Below are 21,720 nucleotides of genomic sequence, written 5' to 3' on the forward strand. Positions count from 1 at the left end.
AAGTTAGGGGTGAAAATCTCCCTATTATCCTCCATTTTGGCGGCACGGGATGGGAATATGAGATCCGGAAAAACTACCGGAAGGATTTTTTGTTGATGGAATAACTGTCGTTTAACCGCGACCTATACTTTTTGGCATATTCGGAAGGGGTCATACCAAATAATTGAAGGAAACACTTTCTGAAATAATGCAGGTAGTTAAACCCGGTATTATAGGCAACTTCATTAATTCTCATGTCAGTCTTCAGCAGCATTTCAGCAGCTTTACGCAGTCGCAGATAACGTATAAAAGCGTTCACAGACAATCCGGAAACTGCCTTGATACGGTTATAGAGGGAAGAATGGCTCATTCCCATCTCTTTTGCAAAATCTTTTATGGCAAATGTCTCATCATTCAGGTGCCTGCCGACTACCTCAATACATTTTTCCAGAAACAGGCGATATTCCTCTGATATTTTCAAATTGTTGTTCTGCAGGGTTACTTCATTCAGGAAATGTTGCTGCAACCCTTTTCTTGCTTTAATAATATTAGTCACCTTAGCCAATAGCAGAGATGTGTCAAACGGCTTGGTAATATAGTCGTCAGCACCGCCTTCAATCCCTTCCAGCCGTAACGAATCCGACATACTTCCTGTCAATAGGATTACTGGTATGTGGGCGGTATCGGGAGTCTCCTTTAGGGTGTGACAAAGATCTATCCCACTCATTCCTGCCATATGTATGTCTGAAAGAACCAGGTCCGGCATATATGTCCTGGCCATTTTCAGTCCATTATTGCCATCCCCGGCAACCTGGACCTGGTATTTGTTACTGAAAATATTACTAAGGTACCCGAGCATATGGCTATCATCATCTATTAATAAGACGGTATGTTTAGGAGATGTAAGCTCTTCCACAGACTGGGTTCCTTCGGTCATTAATTCGTACCCGGGGGGTGCTTCCTCCGGGCCAAACAACTCTGCCACCCAGCTCTCCGTTTCCCCATTATGCTCAACTGTTTCGCTTTCATCGAAATGTGCCTTGCCCTTTTTAAGGACAAGATGAAAATCAGTTCCCTTTCCTGGCAGGCTATCAAATCCCAGACTGCCTTTATGTGCTTCAGCAAAAGATTTTGCCAGATACAGTCCAACACCAAAACCAACTTTTCGTTGGCGGCCTCCTTGTACAGCCTGTCCGAATTTCCTGAACAACTGACCGGCTTGTTCCGGAGAAATCCCATCTCCAGTATCGCTGACACTTATCCGAAAATCGTCAGTTGTCTCTTCCACCCTGAACAACACTTTCCCTCCGGAAGGCGTAAATTTGATAGCGTTGGATAGCAGATTAAATAAAATGATCTCCAGTTTCATTTTGTCTGCATAAACCGGTAATCCGGCAGAAGGGCATTCCATGATGAAATCAATGCTACCTGCAACTGCCTGGTTGGAAAAGCACCCGAATACTTCCCGGCAGACAGCTACCAGGTCCAGCTTTGTTACCTGTAAGACATCAAACCCGCTTTCTGCCTTATTGAACAATAATAGTTGGTCTACGAGGCTGAGCAGGCGTTTTGAATTAAAGTAAATGGTATTTAAACTTTCCTGTTCTTCAATTGAACAATCACTCTCACGGAGTGTTCTGGCAGGATTTACAATCAGGGTAAGTGGTGTACGGAACTCATGAGAGATGCTGGTAAAAAAGTCTTTTCGCCTTTCATTTGTAGCACGTTCATTCTCCATCAACAAGCGTTCCTGTTCTCTTTCCGCCTTTTCCGCAGCATGTTCCGCTTTTTCCTTTTCCAGCTCCGCCTGTCTCTTCTCCTTTTCTGCTCTTTCTGTATCAGCTATCAGCTTTGTTATCTTTACTTCATACAACAGCCGTCTCTGTCTTATTTTATAGGACACATACCAAAAAATGGATGATAGAACGGCCAGTGCATAGAGAGAGTAAGCCAGCCATGTGCGGTACCAGGGTGGCCATATGGTAATCAGCAAAGGCGTCATTTCTTTCTCCCACCGGCCATTGACTGTGCTGGCCTTCAATCTTAATCTGTAACTGCCCTCCCGCAAACCTGAATAAGTGAAAGTTTGCTGCGCTCCCGCATCATTCCATGTCTTGTCCCATCCTTCCAAATAATAACTGTATCTCAGCTGAGCAGGAAAGGTAAATTCCGGCACTGTATAACCGATTGTCAGGCTGGCGCTTGCAAATGGCAACTCCAACCTGGAAATGCTGCCGTCGTTATGTAGCTTCCACGTAACACTGCTTTTCTGAAAGAGCTGGCCGGCTACCTTTATCATAGTTAAAACAGGCGCCAGTGGCCTGCCCGGTGGATGTATGTTCAAAGGATCGAAGATCGTTAATCCTTTTGCTCCACCAAATGCCATTTTTCCATCAGAAAGCCGGTATGCAGCGTGAAAGCTAAACTGGTTGGCGGGTAGTCCATCTTCAAGGTAATAATTCTCAAACAGGCCTTTATCGGGCGAAAAGCAGGCCAATCCATTATTAGTTCCGATCCATAACCTGCCACGGGCATCCTTTAATATATTCAGCACCGCATCGTTGCATAGACCATTAGCTGTAGTGTATCGCTTTAGAATATGCCCCGTAGTTAAATTCAGCAATAACAGACCTCCGCCTTCGGTCCCTATCCAAAGCTTGCCAGGCCCGGCGTCTGTAAAGCACCTTACAATATCCCCTGTTTCATAACGTCTGTGCCGCCTGCTTCCTGTCTTATCTATTAATACAGCCTCATGTAAAGCGCCTCCCCAGAAGCTGCCGTCAGGTAATTCCGTCAGCACCATCATGTCAGATAAAGTGGTGTCAAATACCTCAAAGCGGTTGGCCAGGGCATTGAACTTATACAACGCTCCTGAACCGGACCGGTTTTTCAACGTCCCCGCCCATACCTCGCCATCTGATGTGGCAGCAATGGTGAATACGCTGTGCTGTTTCCCGGACACAGGGCCTGGGCATTTATATTGACGGAACCTGCCGTCTGCTTTACCGTATCTTGAAACACCGTTTTGATAATTGGCGAGCCAAACATCTTTGCGAAAATCTATGGCAATGTCACAGATAGAATTTCCAGCAAGGTGGCCGTTTTCACCCGGCCGGGCAAAAAAATTGTCAATTTTTCCCAGGCCCATGTTCCATCTGCTCAGGCCAAAACCGTCCGTCCCTACCCATAATACACGGTCAGCATCCTCCTTAATGGAATAAACAAGATTGTCAGCAATGGTATTGGAGCGGGAAGGATCATGCCTATATACCTGAAAATCATTCCTGCCCGGATCGAAAAGATAAATTCCCCCTCTGGAGGTCCCCATCCACATTCTTCCGTCCATATCCCGCTCCAGGCAAATAACGGACTCACTCTTTCTGTCCAGCGGCTGTGTAACGTTTGCAGCACTCACTTTCCCTGATACAGGATCCAACAATAACGGACCGCGATTATTCGTAGCAAACCACAATTTTCCTTCTTTGCCTGCCTTAACAGCCATTACACGTTCCCCTCCCCCGCTGACAACGGCCTTACTATACAACCTTTGGAGCCTGTCCTCAATTATATTATATGCTGTGATCCCTACTGTATCTCCTATCCATAGTTTGTTGCCTTCCACTTCAAGGCATCCTGTTATAACTGAGGGGTCTTTCAATACCAGGCATTTCTTTTTTTTGTCCAATACAAATAATCCTTTTCCCGGCAGCATGGCCCAGAGATTGCCAGTGCTATCTTTAGCGATATACTGTACATAATAACTATCTCCATCTTTCCCGGAGCTTTCAATAGGTATGCAGGAGCCAAGGCTGCTTTGATTTAAAAAACCGATCAGCCCATCTGCTTCTGTGGCCACAAATACATCCGTACCTATAGCAACAACGCCTGTTGCCAATCCCAAAGTACGTTTATCAGCAGCCAGCAGGGCAGGTTTAAATATTCCTGTAAGTTTATTAAGGATGCAGATACCATTACGTGTGGCCACCCATATTCTTCCCTGAGCGTCCTGATCCAGTCCGCTGATCCAGTTACCTGTTAAAGAACTGCTATCTCCTGACTGATGTCTGTAAATGGTAACATTTTTTCCGTCAAAGCGGTTAAGGCCGTCGTTGGTACCTATCCAGATAAATCCCTGGTGATCCTGGAAAACAACCCGGATCGAGTAACTTGACAGCCCTTCAGATATGCTGATATTGGATACAGCAACCGGCGCCTGCGATAAACAACGCACAGCACATAACCCAACAAGGCAAAAAAACAATAGAAATTTATTTCTTATTGACATACTATTAATAGAGGCCCGGATAATGGGAATCTACTGAATGAAATGATCAGCGTGAAAAAAGCTTTTCCCGAAGAGAAGCGCTTTTTAGAACGGTCTGGTATGGAGATCAATTTTGTATTGTCTGTAGTTCTCAGGAAGACACATCATCCTGATCAAGATTGATCATCGCTTTTACAATACCCTCGTCGGTAATCAGTGAAGGGAATTCTTGCACCATATTATCAAAATGTATTTTGTGAGTAATGTAGTGTTCCGGGTTTATTCTACCTATCCGGATATTCTCAAGCACATGGTCAAAGTCCTTTCTGGTAGCATTGCGGCTGCTTAACAATGTACCTTCCCGTTTATGGAACTCCGGGTGGCTAAATCCTATAGTCCCCTTCTGTAGTCCCACCAACACGTACCGGCCTGCATGCGACATAAACCTGAAAGCATTATTGATTGCATTCAGGTTGCCAGTAGCATCGATGACAACAGCAGGCATATCGCCATCTGTTGCTTCCCGTAATTTTTCATCCAGGTGATCATCGAAAGCGTTGATGGCAATCTTCACGCCAGCTATCTTCTTTGCCCAGGTAAGCCTGTTATCATTCACATCTATAGCTAATACATTTGCCCCTGCAACTGAGGCCATCTCCATTGTGGCTAACCCAATAGGGCCTGCGCCAATCACCAGTACATTTTCGTCCGGAAGAATGGCGGCACGTCTGACCGCATGTGCAGCAATTGCGAAAGGTTCTACCAATGCCAGCATATCAGGGGCCAACCCGGCAGCTGGCAGTAAAAGGTGAGAAGGGACCACCAGAAATTCTGCCATTCCACCATCTGTATGCACACCAATAACTTTCATGTTCTGGCAGCAGTTGGTATTACCGTTGCGACAAGCTATACAACTGCCACAATGCTGGTAGGGAATAACGGTAACAATATCTCCTTTGCGTAGCTGTTGGGAGTCACCTTCCACAAATTCTGCGGCTAATTCATGTCCCAACACCCTGGGATAGCTAAAATAAGGCTGCGTTCCCCCAAAAGCATGGATATCGGTTCCACATATACCGATTCGCCGTATTTTTATTATGGAATGCCCCGGTGGACATACCGGCTCCGGAATATCCCTATACTCCAATTTTCCCGGCTCAATACAAGAAATAATCTTCATGACTTTTTATTTAATAATACTCTGTTTCTTTTATAGGATACCGGCGGTCTTTCCGGGTAGGAAATGTATGGCTATAGCCCCTTTCTCCAAGTGAATTTAAAATTCATTATCAGTTTACATATTACAAGCCATATATCTTTTCTAAATACAATAGGGGGCAACTCTCAGGAGTTACCCCCAATGGACTGATCATCATCTACCAAACATCGAACAGCTATAACCGGAGAACTGATTCGAGCTTAGTGTTCACCCAGGATATTCAATATCCCTGATTCTGGATCATATCCGGTTGATTACGGTCTATTTCTGTCTGGGGTATTGGCCAGAATTCATACTTATCATCGTATTGTGTTTTTATATTCGGGAAAAGCGGGTTCTGCACAAAGCCATTCAGTTTTTCTTTGGCAATGCCCCATCTGCGTAAGTCGTGATAACGAAGGCCTTCCATTGCGAATTCTACTCTTCTTTCATGCCTGATACGGTCTCTCATCTGTTCTCTTGAAAGGCCTTGTGGTAAAGCCGGCATATTTATACCAGGCCTTGCACGGACCTCGTTTATCTGTTGGTAAACGGAGGCATCTGGTCCTGCCACTTCATTCTGCGCTTCAGCATACATAAGTTTTACATCGGCATATCTGAGCAATACAAAATCATTATCATCTAAAGCGCCATAATCAGGGTTCACCAAACTGGGAGTAAGCCATTTCTTCACACAGTAGTAGCCAGGTATCCAGCTATCCTTTCCTGGTGTTGCCACCAGCAAGTCCCCGGTAAATGGCCAGCCCTGCGCCTGGGTATCTCCTGCAAAGAAGAATGTCATAGTCTTCCTCGGATCACCTGGTTCATATTCATTAATGAGGTCCTGCGTTCCAAGTTCTCCCTTCCAGCGCTGCAGGTGAACTGCCAAAGCGACGTCCTGGTGCTGTCTGTTAGGCAACTGGTACTTTACCGAAAACATGATCTCCGGGCTTGAGTTCTGATCCGGTTTATAAAAATTGGAGGGATAATTTGGGTTGAGTGAAAATTTTCCTCCATCTATTATGGCTTTAGCAAGGGCAGCTGCATCGCTCCATTTCTGCTGAAGCATTAACGCTCTGAGTTTGTATCCCATAGCGGTGGCTTTAACAGCATGACCATCGCCATATGCTTTGTCAGGCAGTCCTGCTATTGCAGAATCAAGGTCCGACTCTACCAGCTTCAGTACATCGGCTTTAGGAGATTTAGCCTTGGTTGCCCTGAAGTCTTGAGAAAAAGGATCTTCAGTTGTAATGGGAACATTACCATATAACTGTGCCAGCCACAAATAGTTAAATCCTCTTAAAAAATAGGCCTCTGCCTTATACTGCTGCAGTTTCTGACCGGAAAGCACTTTCCCTACATTAGCCAGGAAATTGTTAATGGCAGCAATAGACTGGTAGCAGTTCGCATAATATGCATAGACAAAATCCCCCGACTGAGGTGTAATGCCGGCAGTAAGAGCTGTTGTTCCGCCACCGTAGTTGTATTGCCCGTATGAATCGTCGCTAAAATTATCCCAGGCCATGACGGTATACTGTGAAGTAGCATATCCTCCGGAACTGGCATACAGGTAGTTATAAATACCTGTCAGTGCGAGGTCAGCATCGGATTCATTTTTCCAGAATACTGACGTGGACAATGATGATGGAGGTGTACGATCCAGGAAATTTTTACTGCAGGATACAAGACCTGCCGCAAGTGTGATAAAAACTGATATATTGAAAAGGCACTGTTTCATATGTTCATAATTGAAGAAGGTTAGTTAAAACTGTATGGATGTCCCGAACGTGAATATTTTATTTTGCGGATAACCAACATACGTTCCGCTTGCTGATGCACGTTCCGGATCAAGGCCGGGAAACTTGCTGATGGTAAATACATTATCTGCCGTAAAGTAGAACCTTGCTACCTTCAAACCGATCAGTCTAACCAGGTGTGTTGGCACAGTATATCCAAGTTGTATATTCTTTAATCTGAAAAATGAGGCATCTTTCAGGAAATAAGTTGAAGGGTAGTTCTGAACCGCCGGGTAGTTATCAGCTACATAGATCTTAGGCATTGTGTTGGTGTGATTGGTTGGCGTCCAGCGGTTCAACCAATCAGTGGTTGGTACAGAACCCTGTCTGAATGGTTCAATTCCCCAACCGTTCACGTAGATCTTCTGTCCCTGTGACCCAAAGAACTGAGCACTCAGATCAAAGCCTTTGTAACCTGCACTGAGATTAATAGCATACTGATAAGCAGGATAACGGCCACTGGTATACGTACGATCATTAGCGTCTATCTTATTATCACCGTTAACGTCTTTAATTTTCAGATCGCCCGGCGTTGGTGTGACGGGCTGAACGGGGGACTTGTTGATTTCATCCTGACTCTGGAAAATTCCATCCCACTGATACAGGTAAAATTCATCCAGGGGATGTCCCTCCTGTCGGATGGAATTATAGCTGATCTCTGTTTTACCATAATGTTCCAGCTTATTTACATACCGCTGAATGTTACCACCAATACTCCATGTAAAAGATTTGCCGATCATGTCTTTATACAGGGCGCTGACTTCAAATCCTTTGTTTCTTAATGCACCATCATTAATTGTCGGGGCATTTAAGCCAAGCCAAAGCGGTACCTGGGATGAACGTAAAATGTCAAAAGTATATTTATTGAACCAGTCGGCAGAGATATTTAACCGGTTATTCATTACTGTAAGATCGAATCCCAGGTCAATTACACGGGTTGTTTCCCATCTAAGTGAGGGATCCACCAGGGTGCTGCTTGAAAAGCCGGGGAGTACAGTCCCTCCGAAGGCGTAACTCCTGTTGTCCAACGTTGGCTGATAAGGATAGTTACCAATATTCTGATTACCCAGTTGTCCCCAGGACCCACGAAGTTTCAGATCGTTCAGCCAGGAAACATTCTCCAGGAAGCTCTCTTTTGAGATACGCCAGCCACCGGAGAAGGAATAGAACAATCCCCATCTACTATTACTGGGCAACCGTGAAGTACCATCATATCGTAAGCTACCACCCAGTAAATATTTGTCCTGGAAATCATAGTTGACATTACCGTAATAAGAGCGTATTGCCCATTCTGAGGAAGTGCCGCTGTTTGTCTGTCCATTAGCAGGCCCTGCGTCAAGCTCTCTTAATACATTGGTAGGAAACTGGGTACGGGAAGCGTTGAGATTGCTTCCATTATTATATTCCTGCTGATATCCGGCAAGGGCTGAAACATTATGATCGCCAAACTGCTTTCTGAAATTCAACTGGCTATAATAGACGGTATAAAAATTATCTGTCCTTCCAACGTTCAAACCTGGTGTACCAACATCCAGCAAACCGGCTGAACTCATGTCGCTATAATAATACATTTGTACAGTTGGTCTGAAGTCATTGAACTTATAGGAGTCATAGTTTATACCGGCCCGGTTCTCCCATTTTAAGCCATCAATGATGTCGACATCGAGGGAAAGGTTTCCCTGTGTATAATAATCTTTATAACGGATCCGGACATCTTCATCTACGATTGCAACGGTATTTTTATTACCCAGCTCATTGGGATAAGCTCTCTTGATCCATCGCCCGTCTGCGCTCCGGGGTGGATATAAAGGGGACTGGGCCAGTGTTGACAGGAACATATCAGTGCTACCATTTTCCGGGGCTTTCCTATCGCTGTACCGCATCTGGATGTTGGTACCGATCGTCACTCTTTTATTAACTTTTGAAGAAAGGCCGAAATCGACGGTATATTTCTTTTCTTCAAAGCCGATCATAATTCCATCCTGATCAGACAAGCCGATTCCCAGGCTGTACGTTGTATTATCACGTCCGCCACTTGCATTCAGGTAATGGTTTTGTGTGGTAGTGGTTTTGAATACATCATTCAGCCAGTTGTGGTTCGGGTATTTTACCCTGTCAGTTGCATTGCGGTACTGGTCAATCTGATCCTGTGTATACAGAGGCTGAAGTCCTGAATTTAACCTGGCTTCGTTAGACAACTCCATGAACTGAGCAGAGTTGGTGATAAGATCCGGTAATGCGGTAGCAGACTGAATACCTATGTTATAGTTATAACTGATATTAAAGCCACCTCCTTTTCCCTTCTTTGTCTTTACCACTATAACGCCGTTAGCGCCCCGGGAGCCATAGATTGCTGCAGAAGCTGCATCCTTCAGGACTGTAATGGATTCGATGTCGTTGGGGTTGAGAATATTCAGGCTTCCGGGCAGGCCGTCCACAATGACCAGCGGATCATTACCGGCTCCACTAAAAGTTCCTACTCCCCTGATGCGGAGCTGAACGCCTTCATTGCCGGGTTCTCCTGAGTTTTGCGTTACCTGCAATCCTGGCAACTGTCCCTGGAGCAAGGTAGCCGGATTTGGAGCAACCCTCTTGTTGAGATCTTCGCCGGATACGGTTACAACAGCGCTGGTAATCTTTCTTTTACTTTGTGTGTTGTATCCTACAACAACCACCTGGTTAAGTTCAGCGGTCTGAGATTGCAGTACTACATTGATCTGAGTTTGTCCTGCAACCTTAATTGTTTGTGGCAGAAAGCCTACCGAGCTGAAAGTGATGAAGGCGTCATCGTCAGCAGATATAGTAAACTCTCCTTTGGCATTGGAGGTAGTTACAAATACCGGTTTGTTAACGTTGACTGTTACATTTTCCAAAGGATCTCCTGTTGCAGATACGACCTTCCCCGAAATTCTCTTAGGGGCAGAAGTTTGTACCTGGGCTAATACATAATTAAAAGATAAGAGAAACAGAAAAATGGTTGGCATTAATGACCGGGTGAGCGGCTGCACCACTCCCCTTGGCGAAAATAGATTTGGTTTTGATAACATGACTGTTCTTTTAAAACGTGGACACAATAATTGTAGATTCCTTACAGATTAAAGTTATAATTTTTCAATCGATTTAATAAACTTTCATAAGAAAGTCCATAAATAAATGTTCTATCGATTTAAAAAAGTTGAAATTCAAGCTATTTGTAGATATAAGTATTTAATATCTGATAGCTAAATGTGGCAATTCAGGATTGAGAGGGATCTTTAGAGGAGCGTACGGAGCTTTGATTGGTAATGAGGCTGCATTTTACGACTTCTGTTTTATAGTTCCCGGAGGTCCCGGTCTCCTCTTTATTTTGCAGATTGGAGAAATAAAGCCTGGCAGAAAGCGCACCCAATTCCATACTCTTCTGATCAACAGTAGAAAGCGTGGGAGTCAGATACTGGGTAAACTCTTCATTCTGGAATCCGAAAATCCCCAGTTTTCCCGGCACAGGGATATTTAAGTCCTTGGCAGCCTGCATTACCCCCAGTGCGGCAAAGTCAGAGGCTGTGAAAAAGGCGTCAGGGGGATTAGGTCCATTAAGTAATTCTAACGCAATCTTCCTTGATTCCTCTCTTCTTAATGAAATATTGCAGGTATATTCATAAGGTATGGAGATCTGGGCTTCCCGTATGGTATCGATAAATCCCTGTTTTCTTTCTATGTAAATTCTCAGATGCTCAGGGCCTCCTATGTATGCTATTCTTCGATATCTCTGGTCAAGCAAATGCTTTACAGCTCTTCCGGCAGCTTCCCGGTTATCATTTTTAACAATATAACTCAGGATTGACTCATCATAACGATCAAACTGGATCAACGTAATACCATTGGCAAGTACTTCCTGCAGGTGGTTGCTATTTTTTGTTTCAAGGGAGAGAGAAATGATGATACAATCCACATTCTGCCTGATCAATGTCTCTATTGCCTCAACCTCTTTTGTATATGACTCCAGCGACTGACAAATAATCAGATGATGTCCATTCTGAGCACAAACTTCCTCTATTCCTGCTATAGCATTTGAGAAAAAGCTCTCATTGATCTTTGGAACGATCACTCCACATGTCTTTGAATAACTTGCCCTGAAATTAGCGGCAGAAGAATTATGACGATACTTCAGCTCTGCGGCCTTCTTTTTCACCTTGTCTATCATCTCCTGGCTAATATTAGAATGTTCATTAAGGGCTTTGGAGACATAGGTTGCATGGATATTCAGTGCTTTGGCAATATCGTATATAGTTGTTCTCTTCTGTTTCATAAAAGAATATTCAGTGCAAAAATTCAACTTTTTCAACAAAATTGCCAAATATAGTTTTGCAGCACTTCTATAAAATCCGAATAAATATCGCGATATTGAAATCGATAGAATTTTATTGTTTCTTTGCCAGATATTTTAAATGAATAAAACCATGTTATATAACCCGTATGATAATCAATATAAAATAGGGCCAATACTTTCCAAGAATGGGGATTTTCCCGGCAGTACTTCAGCCATTTTAACTCTTCCTAAGATAATTTGTGGCACAAGCAGCCTCGGCAATCTTTATGAAGAACTTCCCTTTTCAGATAAACTTATCCTGATCAAAGCCTATTTAGAATGTTATCCTGCCGGAGGCATTTTCGATTCGGCGGGTAAATATGGAGCCGGGCTGGCCCTGGAAGTTCTGGGTGAAGCGCTCATGCAACTGGATATTGGACATGATAATATTCTTATCAGCAATAAATTAGGATGGTTCAGGACACCATTAAAGGAAAAAGAGCCCACGTTTGAGAAAGGCGTCTGGAAGAATCTAAAGCATGATGCGGTACAAAAAATCAGCTATGAAGGTATCATAGAATGCTATGAACAGGGCAATCAGTTCCTGGGGCCATACCGCCCTCAACTCGCTTCCGTTCACGATCCGGATGAGTTTCTCGCCGCTGCCCAAACTGAAAGAGAAAAAGAAGAGCGGTTTCAAAATATCATAGGGGCCTATAAGGCATTAGAGGAACTAAAGTCAGATAAAAAAGTGTCTTACATAGGTGTCGGAGCAAAAGACTGGCGAATTATTCAAAGAATTTCCAGGCAGATCGAGTTGGATTGGGTCATGCTGGCTAATTCCCTTACAATCTATCAACATCCTGATGAATTGCTGGAATTTATCGGGGAATTAACTCAAAGGAAAATAAGAATTATAAATTCTGCCGTTTTTAACGGAGGCTTCCTGGTTGGCAGCAATTATTTCAACTATCGCCCGGTGCAGGAGACGGATGCTCAGGACCGAAAATTGCTGCTATGGCGGGAAGCATTTTTTCAACTTTGCAAACAGTTCTGTTTGAAACCTGCCCATGTATGCATACAGTTTGGAATCACTATTCCCGGTATTGACTCACTTGCACTCAACAGCACATCAGCAAGTCGTATAAAGCAGAACATGGAAATGATCTTATCTCCAATACCTTCTGCATTCTGGGTGGCTATGAAGGAGAAGGGTCTTATGAGGAAAGATTACCCTTATCTTGGTTAATGAGAAATCTGCTAAAAGAGATGGTCAATATGAAAAAATTACTCTCAAAAAATGCCTTCTCTTTCGGGAAAAGCATCTTTTGAGAGCGAGAACAGGCTGCCTCTGGCAGCCTGTTAAGGTTATTGCTGAATGAACAATGTTTTAGTTTCTACGGTTTCCGTGCTGATTATCTGAATATAATACAATCCTGGTGTAACCAATCCTGCATTGAGAGCTATCTTTTGAATATCCCCGGTTATAATGACCGGGAACTGCCTGATCAGCTGACCGGCGCGGTCTGTTATATTTATAACTGCTTTACCGGGCCTGAAATGGGCCAGCTGTACAAAGAACGATCCTGCTGATGGATTGGGATAAATTTCCACAGATCTTACAGTAACAGATAATCCTGACTTTTCCTGCACGGCAGCAATCCAGTCTTCACAGGGGCAGATACCCAGAATATCTCCATGATTTAAATGTTCCGGTACAGCTGATGCAACTATACAGATTGTAAACCCGTTATGGCAGACAGTGACTTTATTATTAAAGATGCCACAATCCGGTGTAAACACCTGTAGCCTACGTACTGTTGGAAGAGCAGGATAATATTGTGCATTACCGTTCTGATATGCTGTTATATCTGCAAAACCGGCGCCTGTTATATGTATTTTCCCATTAGCTGTCACTACCGCAACTGTTGTATCGGAGCTGCTGTAATCAACAGGTAATCCTGAGGAAGTAGTGGCAGTAGGTACAAAATCCGCATCGCCGGTGGACTTACCGGGAATTGGAGGGAAGGTAATCACCTGGTTCTTTCTGATAACTAACACCACTGTATCCGAGGTTGTTCCCCATGCATTGGCTATTGTAAGTGAAACAGGAAATGTACCTATAGCGGCAGGTGCACCTGCAATTACCCCTGAGCAGGTATCCAGGTTCAAGCCATCAGGCAGCCCGCTTACGGTATAGTGTCTGGGCCGGTTAGCAGTCTCAATGGAATAGCTAAAGGAGGAGTCATATGCCAGATACAGTGTATCCGCCGGGAGTAATAATTGCGGCACTCCACCTGACAGTCCATAAAATTCTATTTCAGCAGCGTTCCCGAAGCCATCAGATGGCGAGATATAGCGGATATACCGGAATGGTATCATGTTTGAAATGGCCTGTTCTGTCAATGTACCGGTAACGGGTGCAGTGGTGATTGTAAACAGTGTTACAGGATTAGTAAAAGCGGAATCTGTAGAGCCCTGGAATCTACCGCCCGCCATTCTGCCGCCGTAACCCGGCCGGGGTGCATATCTAACCTTATTCAATATCAAACCGCTGTCTGCACCAAAATCATAACCTACCCAGGCAGTACCTACCGGACCGTCAAAGTAAGTATAGATATTACCATCTACTGCTGCTGCACGGGTAGTACCGGCATTATTACCCCAGGAGCCGGGAGTGCCGATAAGCCGGCCGGACTGTTTGCCACCTGTTGAAAGCCCGGCAACAGCGCTATTATTTCCTTCCCCCCTGCTGTTTACCGCGGCAACCACATAAAAATAGTCGGTGCAGTTAAAAGCGGTGCTATCGACATAAGCGTTCGTGGTTACAGTTGCAATAGTAGTGAATGGTCCGGAAGCAGACGTTCCTCTTTTTACGTGATAGCTGGTAGTTCCTGCCGGTGCTGTCCAGTTCAGGGAAACAGTGTTGTTTCCTCCTGTTATGCTTAATGAAACAGGCGCCAGAGGAGGTACGGGTAATATGCTCAGATCATGCGCTTCAGTGGCGCTTAAAGCCCTGTTGTAGATCCTGACTTCATCCAGTACACCTGTCAGTTCAGGATCTCCGGAATATTGGGAGCGGCCAAACCAGTTCTGGATGGTAGCTCCAAGATCTGAGGGTTTCAGGGACATATTGTCGTTTCTGCCCACTTCTATTCCATTTATGTACATGATCCCGGTATTTTTCTTCCAGGTCACCACGACATGCCTCCATTCCCCTACAGGAACCGCTATGCTGCTGTTAATCCCCTGTTCACCGCCGCCTCCGCCGGAGGTGATAGCATAACGTAATCCACCTGTATTACTTCTGCCCAGGAACATATAAGATGATGTGCCGTTGCCAAAATCAAATATCCTGGCCCAGTTGGCAGCAGCATCTATTTTCACCCAGGCAGCAAAAGTAAAGTCATTGATACCACTCAAAATGCCTGCAGGCAGGGTTACAAAAGCGTTTCCTGAGCCATCCAGCTTTACACCACTGTTGATAGCACCAGTGGTCCACGCAGCGCCTGAAGAAAGCTGGCCATCATAATCATTCCAGGAGTCGGTGGCTATGATACCGTTGTTCTCATCAAACTTCCAGTAGCCCACACACCCTGGTGTGGCTTTTACTTCAGTTGAATTTGCAGTTTCCCCCATGGGATTTACGGCCGATATGACGTAGTAATAAACCGAATCAGTAATCACAGTGGTATCGCTGTAACTGGTCCCTGCGACACTGTCTATAAGATAAAAAGGGCCTCCACTGGTGGCGGCCCTCTTTATTTTGTAACTGGTTGCACTTACGCTGGCTGTCCATTGCAGGTTGATCTGGCGTTCTGATACTGAAGTAGCGCTAAATCCTGTTGGCACAGGAGCCAGGCTTAGCACAGGAGTGGCGTTTGCCTCGACAGAACCAGGCCCTTCCCCCATGATATTTGCAGCTGTTACTACATAGTAATAAGTGTGTCCGTTTACCAAACCGGTATCCAGGTAACCGGAAGAGGTGATCCCGGTGGCTATTGCAGTATAAGGCCCACCACTGGTATCTGCACGTTTTATATTGTAACAGGCGGCCTCACTCACAGTATCCCACTTTAATGAATCCTGCGTGTTGCCAGGGGTTGCGCTAAAACCTGCCGGTGGTGGTGGTACGGCACTTCCTCCACCCGAAGCAGTTAAATTATCAAAGGTAACGGTAGTGGTTATGCCAAAGGTTGAAGATCCACTGTTGGCATACATGCCTACATAGTAACTGTTGGGCATGGCAATAGTAGTTGTCCCTACGGTGAACCAGGTTACACCATCCAGGGATTGATATCCTGTAAAAGTATTTCCCGAACGTTGTAGTCTGAACCACACAGGCAGCCAGGTATGTGTATCTCCACTTACCCACAAAGTATTAGCACCGGTGGCATGTGTAGCAAACCAGACCTTACGGAACCCGTTATCTGCCAATCCTATAGAGGCAATTGCTGCATTAGTGCTAAAGGACTCCCTCATTACAAGACCGGCCCTGTCTGCATTTGTGGTTGAAAGACTGGCGTCAGATAAGCGGGTGGTAAGTGTAAAGTCGCCTGTAACCCGTGTGTATATATATCCATAGGCGTCATTACTGCTTCCGAAACCATTTCCGGAGGCCTTAAGAACAAATGTTTTGTTGTTCACATCTGCATACGTTGCAGTTCCTGCTGTACCGACATTACCAATATTCCTCAGTGCCCAACCAGCCGGCAATGCAGGTTGAGCACTGACAGGCTTTGCGCTGACTTCAGAAGAATTAGGGCTGGCGCCGGACTGATTATTTGCAGATACTCTGTAGTAGTAAGTAGTTCCATTCGTTACGGCTTTATCAATGTACTCTGTCGATGTATTGCTATTCCACGACGCTATAGTTGTATACGGCCCTCCGGAAGCAGTAGCGCGTAACACATTATATCCGTTGGCAACCTCTCCCACGGGCTTCATCCATCTGAGCTGTATATTGGAAACACCCGGAACGGCTGTAAGACCGGTGGGCGCCGGTGGAATAGGTTTAGGCTGAAAGATGGTAGTTGTATCTGAAAGGGTATATGTCAGTGCACAATATCCCAGGTATTCATTAGGGGTACCGAGCAGGCCTCTCAGATTGACCATAGCCCTGGTATACGGCGCGCTTAATCCTTTCTTAATTACGTAATAATTGTAAATCAGTTCATATACCGGGCTTACATTAATACGATACTGAAAGCGCATGGCCGGATAGTAGAAATTATTGTTTGCACAATCATTGTATGGTATCCAGCTTACCGGATTATTGAGGCTGAATTTGCAATAGTACTCAAACCCTGACAGTAACCGGTTATTAGCATAACTGAATAAATCCACCCCCTGGTTCAATGCAGTCTGGCACATTTCTGCAGCGAATTGCGGGCCTATTTCAGCATGCGGTTGATCACGTCCCATTTCAGAAAGCTGTCCGGAGAGCTGGACCACATTGTTCAACAGGTTGCCGCCACCTACACCGTTCTTATAATAGTCAACTGCTTCATTGAATTTAGCCTGATCCTCACATAATACACCTATGTATAAAACTGCTGCCAGTGCAGGGGCATCCCAACCGGGCCAGCTGCCGCATTCACCCAGAAAGTCATGACAAGCCGGATAAAAATAATTCAGGCACATATTTTTGAAACGGGAAAAGTCTGCTGACGTCCAACCGGGATATATACGTAATATCTCGGCAGCCTGTACCATCAGACAGATGGGGATCTGGAATAACTCCCCGGATACCACCTGATTAACAGAACCGGACCAGGCATTGAGTATTCTCATTGCACAGTTGGCGTAAGCTGTATCTCCGCTGATATACCATTCCAATGCGTTGAAATAAGCGGCAGTAGCATCTTTCGCTGCCTGTTGACGGATACCCGAACCACCAATGTTAGAGGAAGGTTTTGCTACATAAGTCTTCTGTGCCTTCGGTTCCTGTCTCAATAAATTCCATCCGTCAATCCAGGGATAAGCGCCAGCAGCCACCTTTTCCTTCATACGATCAAGATCTGCCCGTGTATGTACACCTCCCGGATGCACAAACGTTTGTCCTCTGGTAGTTTTAACTACCAGGAAAAACAATACAAAAATTATAAGGTTACTGAAACCTTTTAACTGAAAAAAAGTGTCGGGGGGAAGAAAGAGCCCCGGCAGGTTAGCAATAAATTTTTTCATAACGAGAATTAATCAGTGGATAAATATTTACTGCTTATGGCAGTCTGAGGATAAAAAATAAATCAATTTACTAAACCGGTTTAGTACACAATTTATTACTTTTTTTATTTTACGGCTTCTCCCCTTTCATTTTTTTTTCAGCGATAGCAATTAAGAATTATTATATCATTAAATAATTAATTATCAATAGATAATGATTTTATAAAAATTACAGTTATGCTCAAATAAACTATAGCAATATCTATACTGCGCATAAATTACGAATAAATGCAAGAGAAGTATTTTACTGTTATTTTATTAAACCGATTTAGTTATCCAGAAGGATAAAATTGCAGCTATCCGGTTTTTTCGTATTTTAAACGGTGACTTTTCAACCTGTCACTGCCAAAAGGTATTTTCTCTTAATGAAAAAGAAACTCTCTATCAAGGATATAGCCGAGCAACTGAATGTTTCCAAGACAACAGTTTCATTTGTGCTTAACGGTAAAGCATCTGAGAACGGTGTCAGCCAGGCAATGCAAAGGAAAGTGCTTAGCTACATTGAGAAAGTAGGATACCGTCCCAATAAAATGGCCCAGGGATTACGTACCGGTAAAAGTAAAACCATCGGTATGATGGTGGAAGACATATCGGATACGTTCTTTTCAACCATTGCCCGTAAGTTTGAAGAGATACTGACTACTAAAGGCTACAAGATCATTTATGGCAGTACGGAAAATAATACAGACGTTACTAAGGAGCTGATACGGGTATTCCGAAACCACCAGGTGGACGGTTATATCATTGCGCCACCTCCCGGTATTGAAGAAGACATCAAGGCATTGATTGAAGATGGCGTGCCTGTTATTATCTTTGATCGCCCTCTTACGGAGCTGGATGTAGACAGTGTACTAGTAGATAATTACAGAGGAGCATACAAAGCCACACAGCACCTGCTTGCCAATGGCTATAAGAATATTGTGATGGTCACTTTGTTGTCAGAACAAACACAAATGAGGGAACGGGAACGTGGCTACAGGCAATGTGTAGAAGAAGCGGGAGGAAAGCCGGCAATCCTGAAGATCAGGTATCATGAAAAAAAAGAAAAGGCCATTGCTGATATAGAACAATATCTCAAAAACAACAGAAAAACAGATGCTGTTTTTTTTGCTACCAATTATCTCGCGGAAAATGGATTAGAAGCAATTGCCAACTGTAAGTTGGCAATTGCTGACCGGATCGGCGTTGTTGTTTTCGATGACAGCAATTGGTTCAGGTTATTTAAACCATCAATAACCGCTATCTCCCAGCCAATAGAAGCCATCTGCACAGAAGTTACCAACCTGTTAATGGAAAGATTAGAACAAAAGAAGGAAATAGCCCCCAAAGCAATTGTACTTCCTACTAACATGATTATAAGGAACTCATCTGTTCCGGTGAAGAAGGCAGGAAGGACTTAACTGCGCCTACCTTTCTTAAAGACCGCTTAGCGATGAAGTAAAAGGGATTTAACCAGTATACCTTCTGAAGTGACCAATTTTATAAAGTACACACCATTTGCCATTCCGCCAAGGTTCACTGGTATCTTCTGTCTTTCAGACAATATTGTAACAGGGACTCCCTTTACCAGTCTGCCAGCTTCATCTATAATATTGATCATTCCCTTTCCATATTTGAATTTCTGTAGCTCTATTGTGAAGGCTCCGGTTGTAGGGTTAGGATAAATATCCAGCAATCTTACTCCAGCGACTGGTCCTGCAGGCCCGGGATTTACGGGCGCTTCTGCTATAGTATCTTCCCCTATGACCATAGTTAAATGATCAAATGTAACAGTAGTTGTTATACCTGCGGTTGCAGATCCACTGTTAACATACATTCCCACATAATAGCTTTCAGGCATGGCAATGGTAGCGGAACCAACTGTAAACCAGGTTACATTGTCAAAGGACTGGTAACCAGTGAAAGTATTACCTGTGCGTTGTAATCTGTACCAAACAGGCACCCATGTATGACTGTCCCCACTTATCCATGAAGTTTTTCCACCAGTAGCATGCGTAGTAAACCATGTTCTGCGAAGGTCTCCATCTCCCAGTCCTATAGCCGCAATCGCTGAATTGGCATTAAAGGATTCACGCATTAACAATCCGGCCCTGTCGCTGGTAGCAGTGGAGAGCTCCGCAGCAGATAAGCGCATAGTAATGGTAAAATCTCCAGTAACCTGTCGGTATAAATAACCGTAACTATCATCATTGCTACCAAAATTGTTTCCCGAGGCCTTAAGGATAAATGACTTTCCGTTTATATCTGAATAAACTGCACTGGCCGTTGTAGCTACGTTACCGATATCTTTCACAGCCCAGCCTGAAGGTAATTTTGGTACAGTGCTAACAGACCTGGCGCTGGCTTCGGAAGAATTTGCGCTGACGCCCGACTGGTTAGCTGCTGATACCCTGTAATAATAAGTGGTACCATTAATTACTGATGTATCACTATATTCCGTTGACGTATTATCTCTCCACGATGCAATGGTTGTATAAGGGCCACCGGATGTAGCAGAACGTAAAACATTATATCCGTTGGTTACATTTCCACCAGGCTTCGTCCATCTGAGCACTATCTTAGAAATGTCCTGAGTCGCTATCAGGTTAGTGGGAGCAGACGGAACAGGCTGGGGTTTAAAGATAGTAGTTGTATCAGAAAGGGTATAAGTTAAGGCGCAATATCCTAAATACTCATTAGGTGTACCTAGAAGCCCTCTTAAATTAATCATGGCCCGGGTATATGGAGCGCTGAGCCCTTTTTTTACTACATAATGATTATATATCAGTTCATATACAGGGCTTGAATTAATACGGTACTGGAGGCGCATAGCAGGGTAGTAGAAATTGTTATTGGTGCAATCGTTATAGGGTTTCCATTCAACCGGGTTATTCAGACAGAATTTACAGTAGTATTCGAATCCTGCCAGTAACCGGTTGTCTGCATAGCTGAACAAGTCTACCCCCTGGTTCAATGCAGTCTGACATATTTCCGCTGCAAATTGAGGTCCCAGCTCTGCATGCGGTTGATCACGCCCCATTTCAAAAAGCTGACCGGAGGGATTTATTACATTATTCAACAGATTCCCGCCTCCGGCGCCATTCTTGTAATTGTCAACAGCTTCATCGAACTTTGCCTGGTCGTCGCACAATATACCAATGTAAAGGATCGCTGCCGTTGAAGGTCCATCCCAGCTGGGCCAGGCCCCACACTTACCGAGGAAATCATGGCATGGGGGATAAAAATAATTCAGGCACATGTTCTTAAACCGGGTAAAATCGGTTTCTGACCAACCGGGATAAATCCGTAACAGTTCACCGGCCTGCACCATCAGACAAATAGGGATCTGGTACAGTTCACCGGACACTACCTGGTTAACAGAGCCAGACCAGGCATTGAGTATTCTCACAGCACAATTGGCATAAGCCGTATCTCCGCTAATGTACCATTCAAGTACATTGAAATAGGCCGCAGTCGCATCTTTCGCAGCTTGCTGACGCACATCCTGTCCTCCCACATTTGGGTAAGGCGTCGCTACATAAGTTTTTTGCGCTTTCCAACTTCTTCTTAATAAATTCCATCCATCAATCCATGGATATACACCTGCAGCAACCTTTTCTTTCATGCGATCAAGGTCTGCTTTTGTGTGTATTCCTCCGGGATGAATGAACTGGGCATTAAGATCTCGCGAGCCATTCAGCATTAACAGCAATAATGCAATCCTGAAGAAGAAAAAGGTAGTAGGTTTCATAGGTATATATTTTTTGGTCCAATAAAGACATATAGATAAAAGCAGGTTGTTTACCTGATCTTAAACAGGCATTAACATCCTGACAGGATAAATAAGAGAAGTTATTAAACCGGTAAGTAAGGCCCTTCTACAATAAAAAAAATTTCTATCCTATGTCATGCTCCTGACACTAAAGCTCAAACTGTCCGGACTAAGTGAATTTTAAATTGCTTTTAAGCTGGTTTTAACATGCAGAACTAA

General features: G+C 44.2%; 9 protein-coding genes. 2 read left to right on the top strand and 7 right to left on the bottom strand.

Annotated elements, in window-relative coordinates:
• Positions 1-73: 73 nt before the first annotated feature.
• The 5 genes from GO493_RS11020 to GO493_RS11040 all read right to left on the bottom strand — a co-directional run bounded on the left by GO493_RS11020 (position 74) and on the right by GO493_RS11040 (position 11,525).
• The gene (locus GO493_RS11020) at positions 74-4,210 is read right to left on the bottom strand and encodes a two-component regulator propeller domain-containing protein (protein ID WP_198315683.1); all 4,137 of its coding nucleotides are present in this window, start codon (positions 4,208-4,210) and stop codon (positions 74-76) included.
• 184 nt (positions 4,211-4,394) lie between these two features.
• On the bottom strand, positions 4,395-5,423 hold the full coding sequence (locus tag GO493_RS11025) for a zinc-binding alcohol dehydrogenase family protein (RefSeq protein ID WP_157306218.1): 1,029 nt from the start codon (positions 5,421-5,423) through the stop codon (positions 4,395-4,397).
• A 259-nt stretch (positions 5,424-5,682) separates the two neighbouring features.
• Positions 5,683-7,179, bottom strand: a complete 1,497-nt coding sequence (locus tag GO493_RS11030) for a RagB/SusD family nutrient uptake outer membrane protein (protein ID WP_157306219.1) — start codon at positions 7,177-7,179, stop codon at positions 5,683-5,685.
• Positions 7,180-7,203: 24 nt separating this feature from the next.
• Positions 7,204-10,284 carry a SusC/RagA family TonB-linked outer membrane protein gene (locus GO493_RS11035; protein WP_157306220.1) on the bottom strand — a complete coding sequence of 1,027 codons (3,081 nt, stop codon included), beginning with the start codon at positions 10,282-10,284 and terminating at the stop codon, positions 7,204-7,206.
• A gap of 188 nt (positions 10,285-10,472) precedes the next feature.
• Positions 10,473-11,525, bottom strand: coding sequence for a LacI family DNA-binding transcriptional regulator (locus GO493_RS11040; protein ID WP_157306221.1), 1,053 nt, complete (start codon positions 11,523-11,525; stop codon positions 10,473-10,475).
• Between the two features lie 151 nt (positions 11,526-11,676).
• Between GO493_RS11040 and GO493_RS11045 the strand changes: the two genes are divergently transcribed.
• Complete coding sequence (locus tag GO493_RS11045) at positions 11,677-12,774, top strand: aldo/keto reductase (protein WP_157306222.1); 1,098 nt, start codon at positions 11,677-11,679, stop codon at positions 12,772-12,774.
• A 119-nt stretch (positions 12,775-12,893) separates the two neighbouring features.
• Here GO493_RS11045 and GO493_RS11050 read toward each other — a convergent pair whose 3' ends face one another.
• Entirely contained in the window at positions 12,894-17,711 is a 4,818-nt protein-coding gene (locus tag GO493_RS11050) for a LamG-like jellyroll fold domain-containing protein (RefSeq protein ID WP_157306223.1), read from the bottom strand.
• Positions 17,712-18,115: 404 nt separating this feature from the next.
• On the opposite strand from GO493_RS11050, the gene GO493_RS11055 reads away from it, so the two are divergent.
• Entirely contained in the window at positions 18,116-19,150 is a 1,035-nt protein-coding gene (locus GO493_RS11055) for a LacI family DNA-binding transcriptional regulator (protein ID WP_157306224.1), read from the top strand.
• A gap of 26 nt (positions 19,151-19,176) precedes the next feature.
• Here the strand turns inward: GO493_RS11055 and GO493_RS11060 are convergent, their stop codons facing one another.
• Positions 19,177-21,480: a T9SS type A sorting domain-containing protein gene (locus GO493_RS11060; RefSeq protein WP_157306225.1), complete on the bottom strand. Its 2,304-nt coding sequence runs from the start codon at positions 21,478-21,480 to the stop codon at positions 19,177-19,179.
• Positions 21,481-21,720 lie beyond the last annotated feature (240 nt).

Source organism: Chitinophaga tropicalis, assembly GCF_009758205.1.
Classification (GTDB): Bacteria; Bacteroidota; Bacteroidia; order Chitinophagales; family Chitinophagaceae; genus Chitinophaga; species Chitinophaga tropicalis.

What these genes read in the sequence shown, in the direction of transcription:
- GO493_RS11025 (WP_157306218.1), bottom strand. Translation starts at nt 5,423, where the DNA reads ATGAAGATTATTTCTTGTATTGAGCCGGGAAAATTGGAGTATAGGGAT.
- GO493_RS11030 (WP_157306219.1), bottom strand. Translation starts at nt 7,179, where the DNA reads ATGAAACAGTGCCTTTTCAATATATCAGTTTTTATCACACTTGCGGCA.
- GO493_RS11035 (WP_157306220.1), bottom strand. Translation starts at nt 10,284, where the DNA reads ATGTTATCAAAACCAAATCTATTTTCGCCAAGGGGAGTGGTGCAGCCG.
- GO493_RS11040 (WP_157306221.1), bottom strand. Translation starts at nt 11,525, where the DNA reads ATGAAACAGAAGAGAACAACTATATACGATATTGCCAAAGCACTGAAT.
- GO493_RS11045 (WP_157306222.1), top strand. Translation starts at nt 11,677, where the DNA reads ATGTTATATAACCCGTATGATAATCAATATAAAATAGGGCCAATACTT.
- GO493_RS11050 (WP_157306223.1), bottom strand. Translation starts at nt 17,711, where the DNA reads ATGAAAAAATTTATTGCTAACCTGCCGGGGCTCTTTCTTCCCCCCGAC.
- GO493_RS11055 (WP_157306224.1), top strand. Translation starts at nt 18,116, where the DNA reads ATGAAAAAGAAACTCTCTATCAAGGATATAGCCGAGCAACTGAATGTT.
- GO493_RS11060 (WP_157306225.1), bottom strand. Translation starts at nt 21,480, where the DNA reads ATGAAACCTACTACCTTTTTCTTCTTCAGGATTGCATTATTGCTGTTA.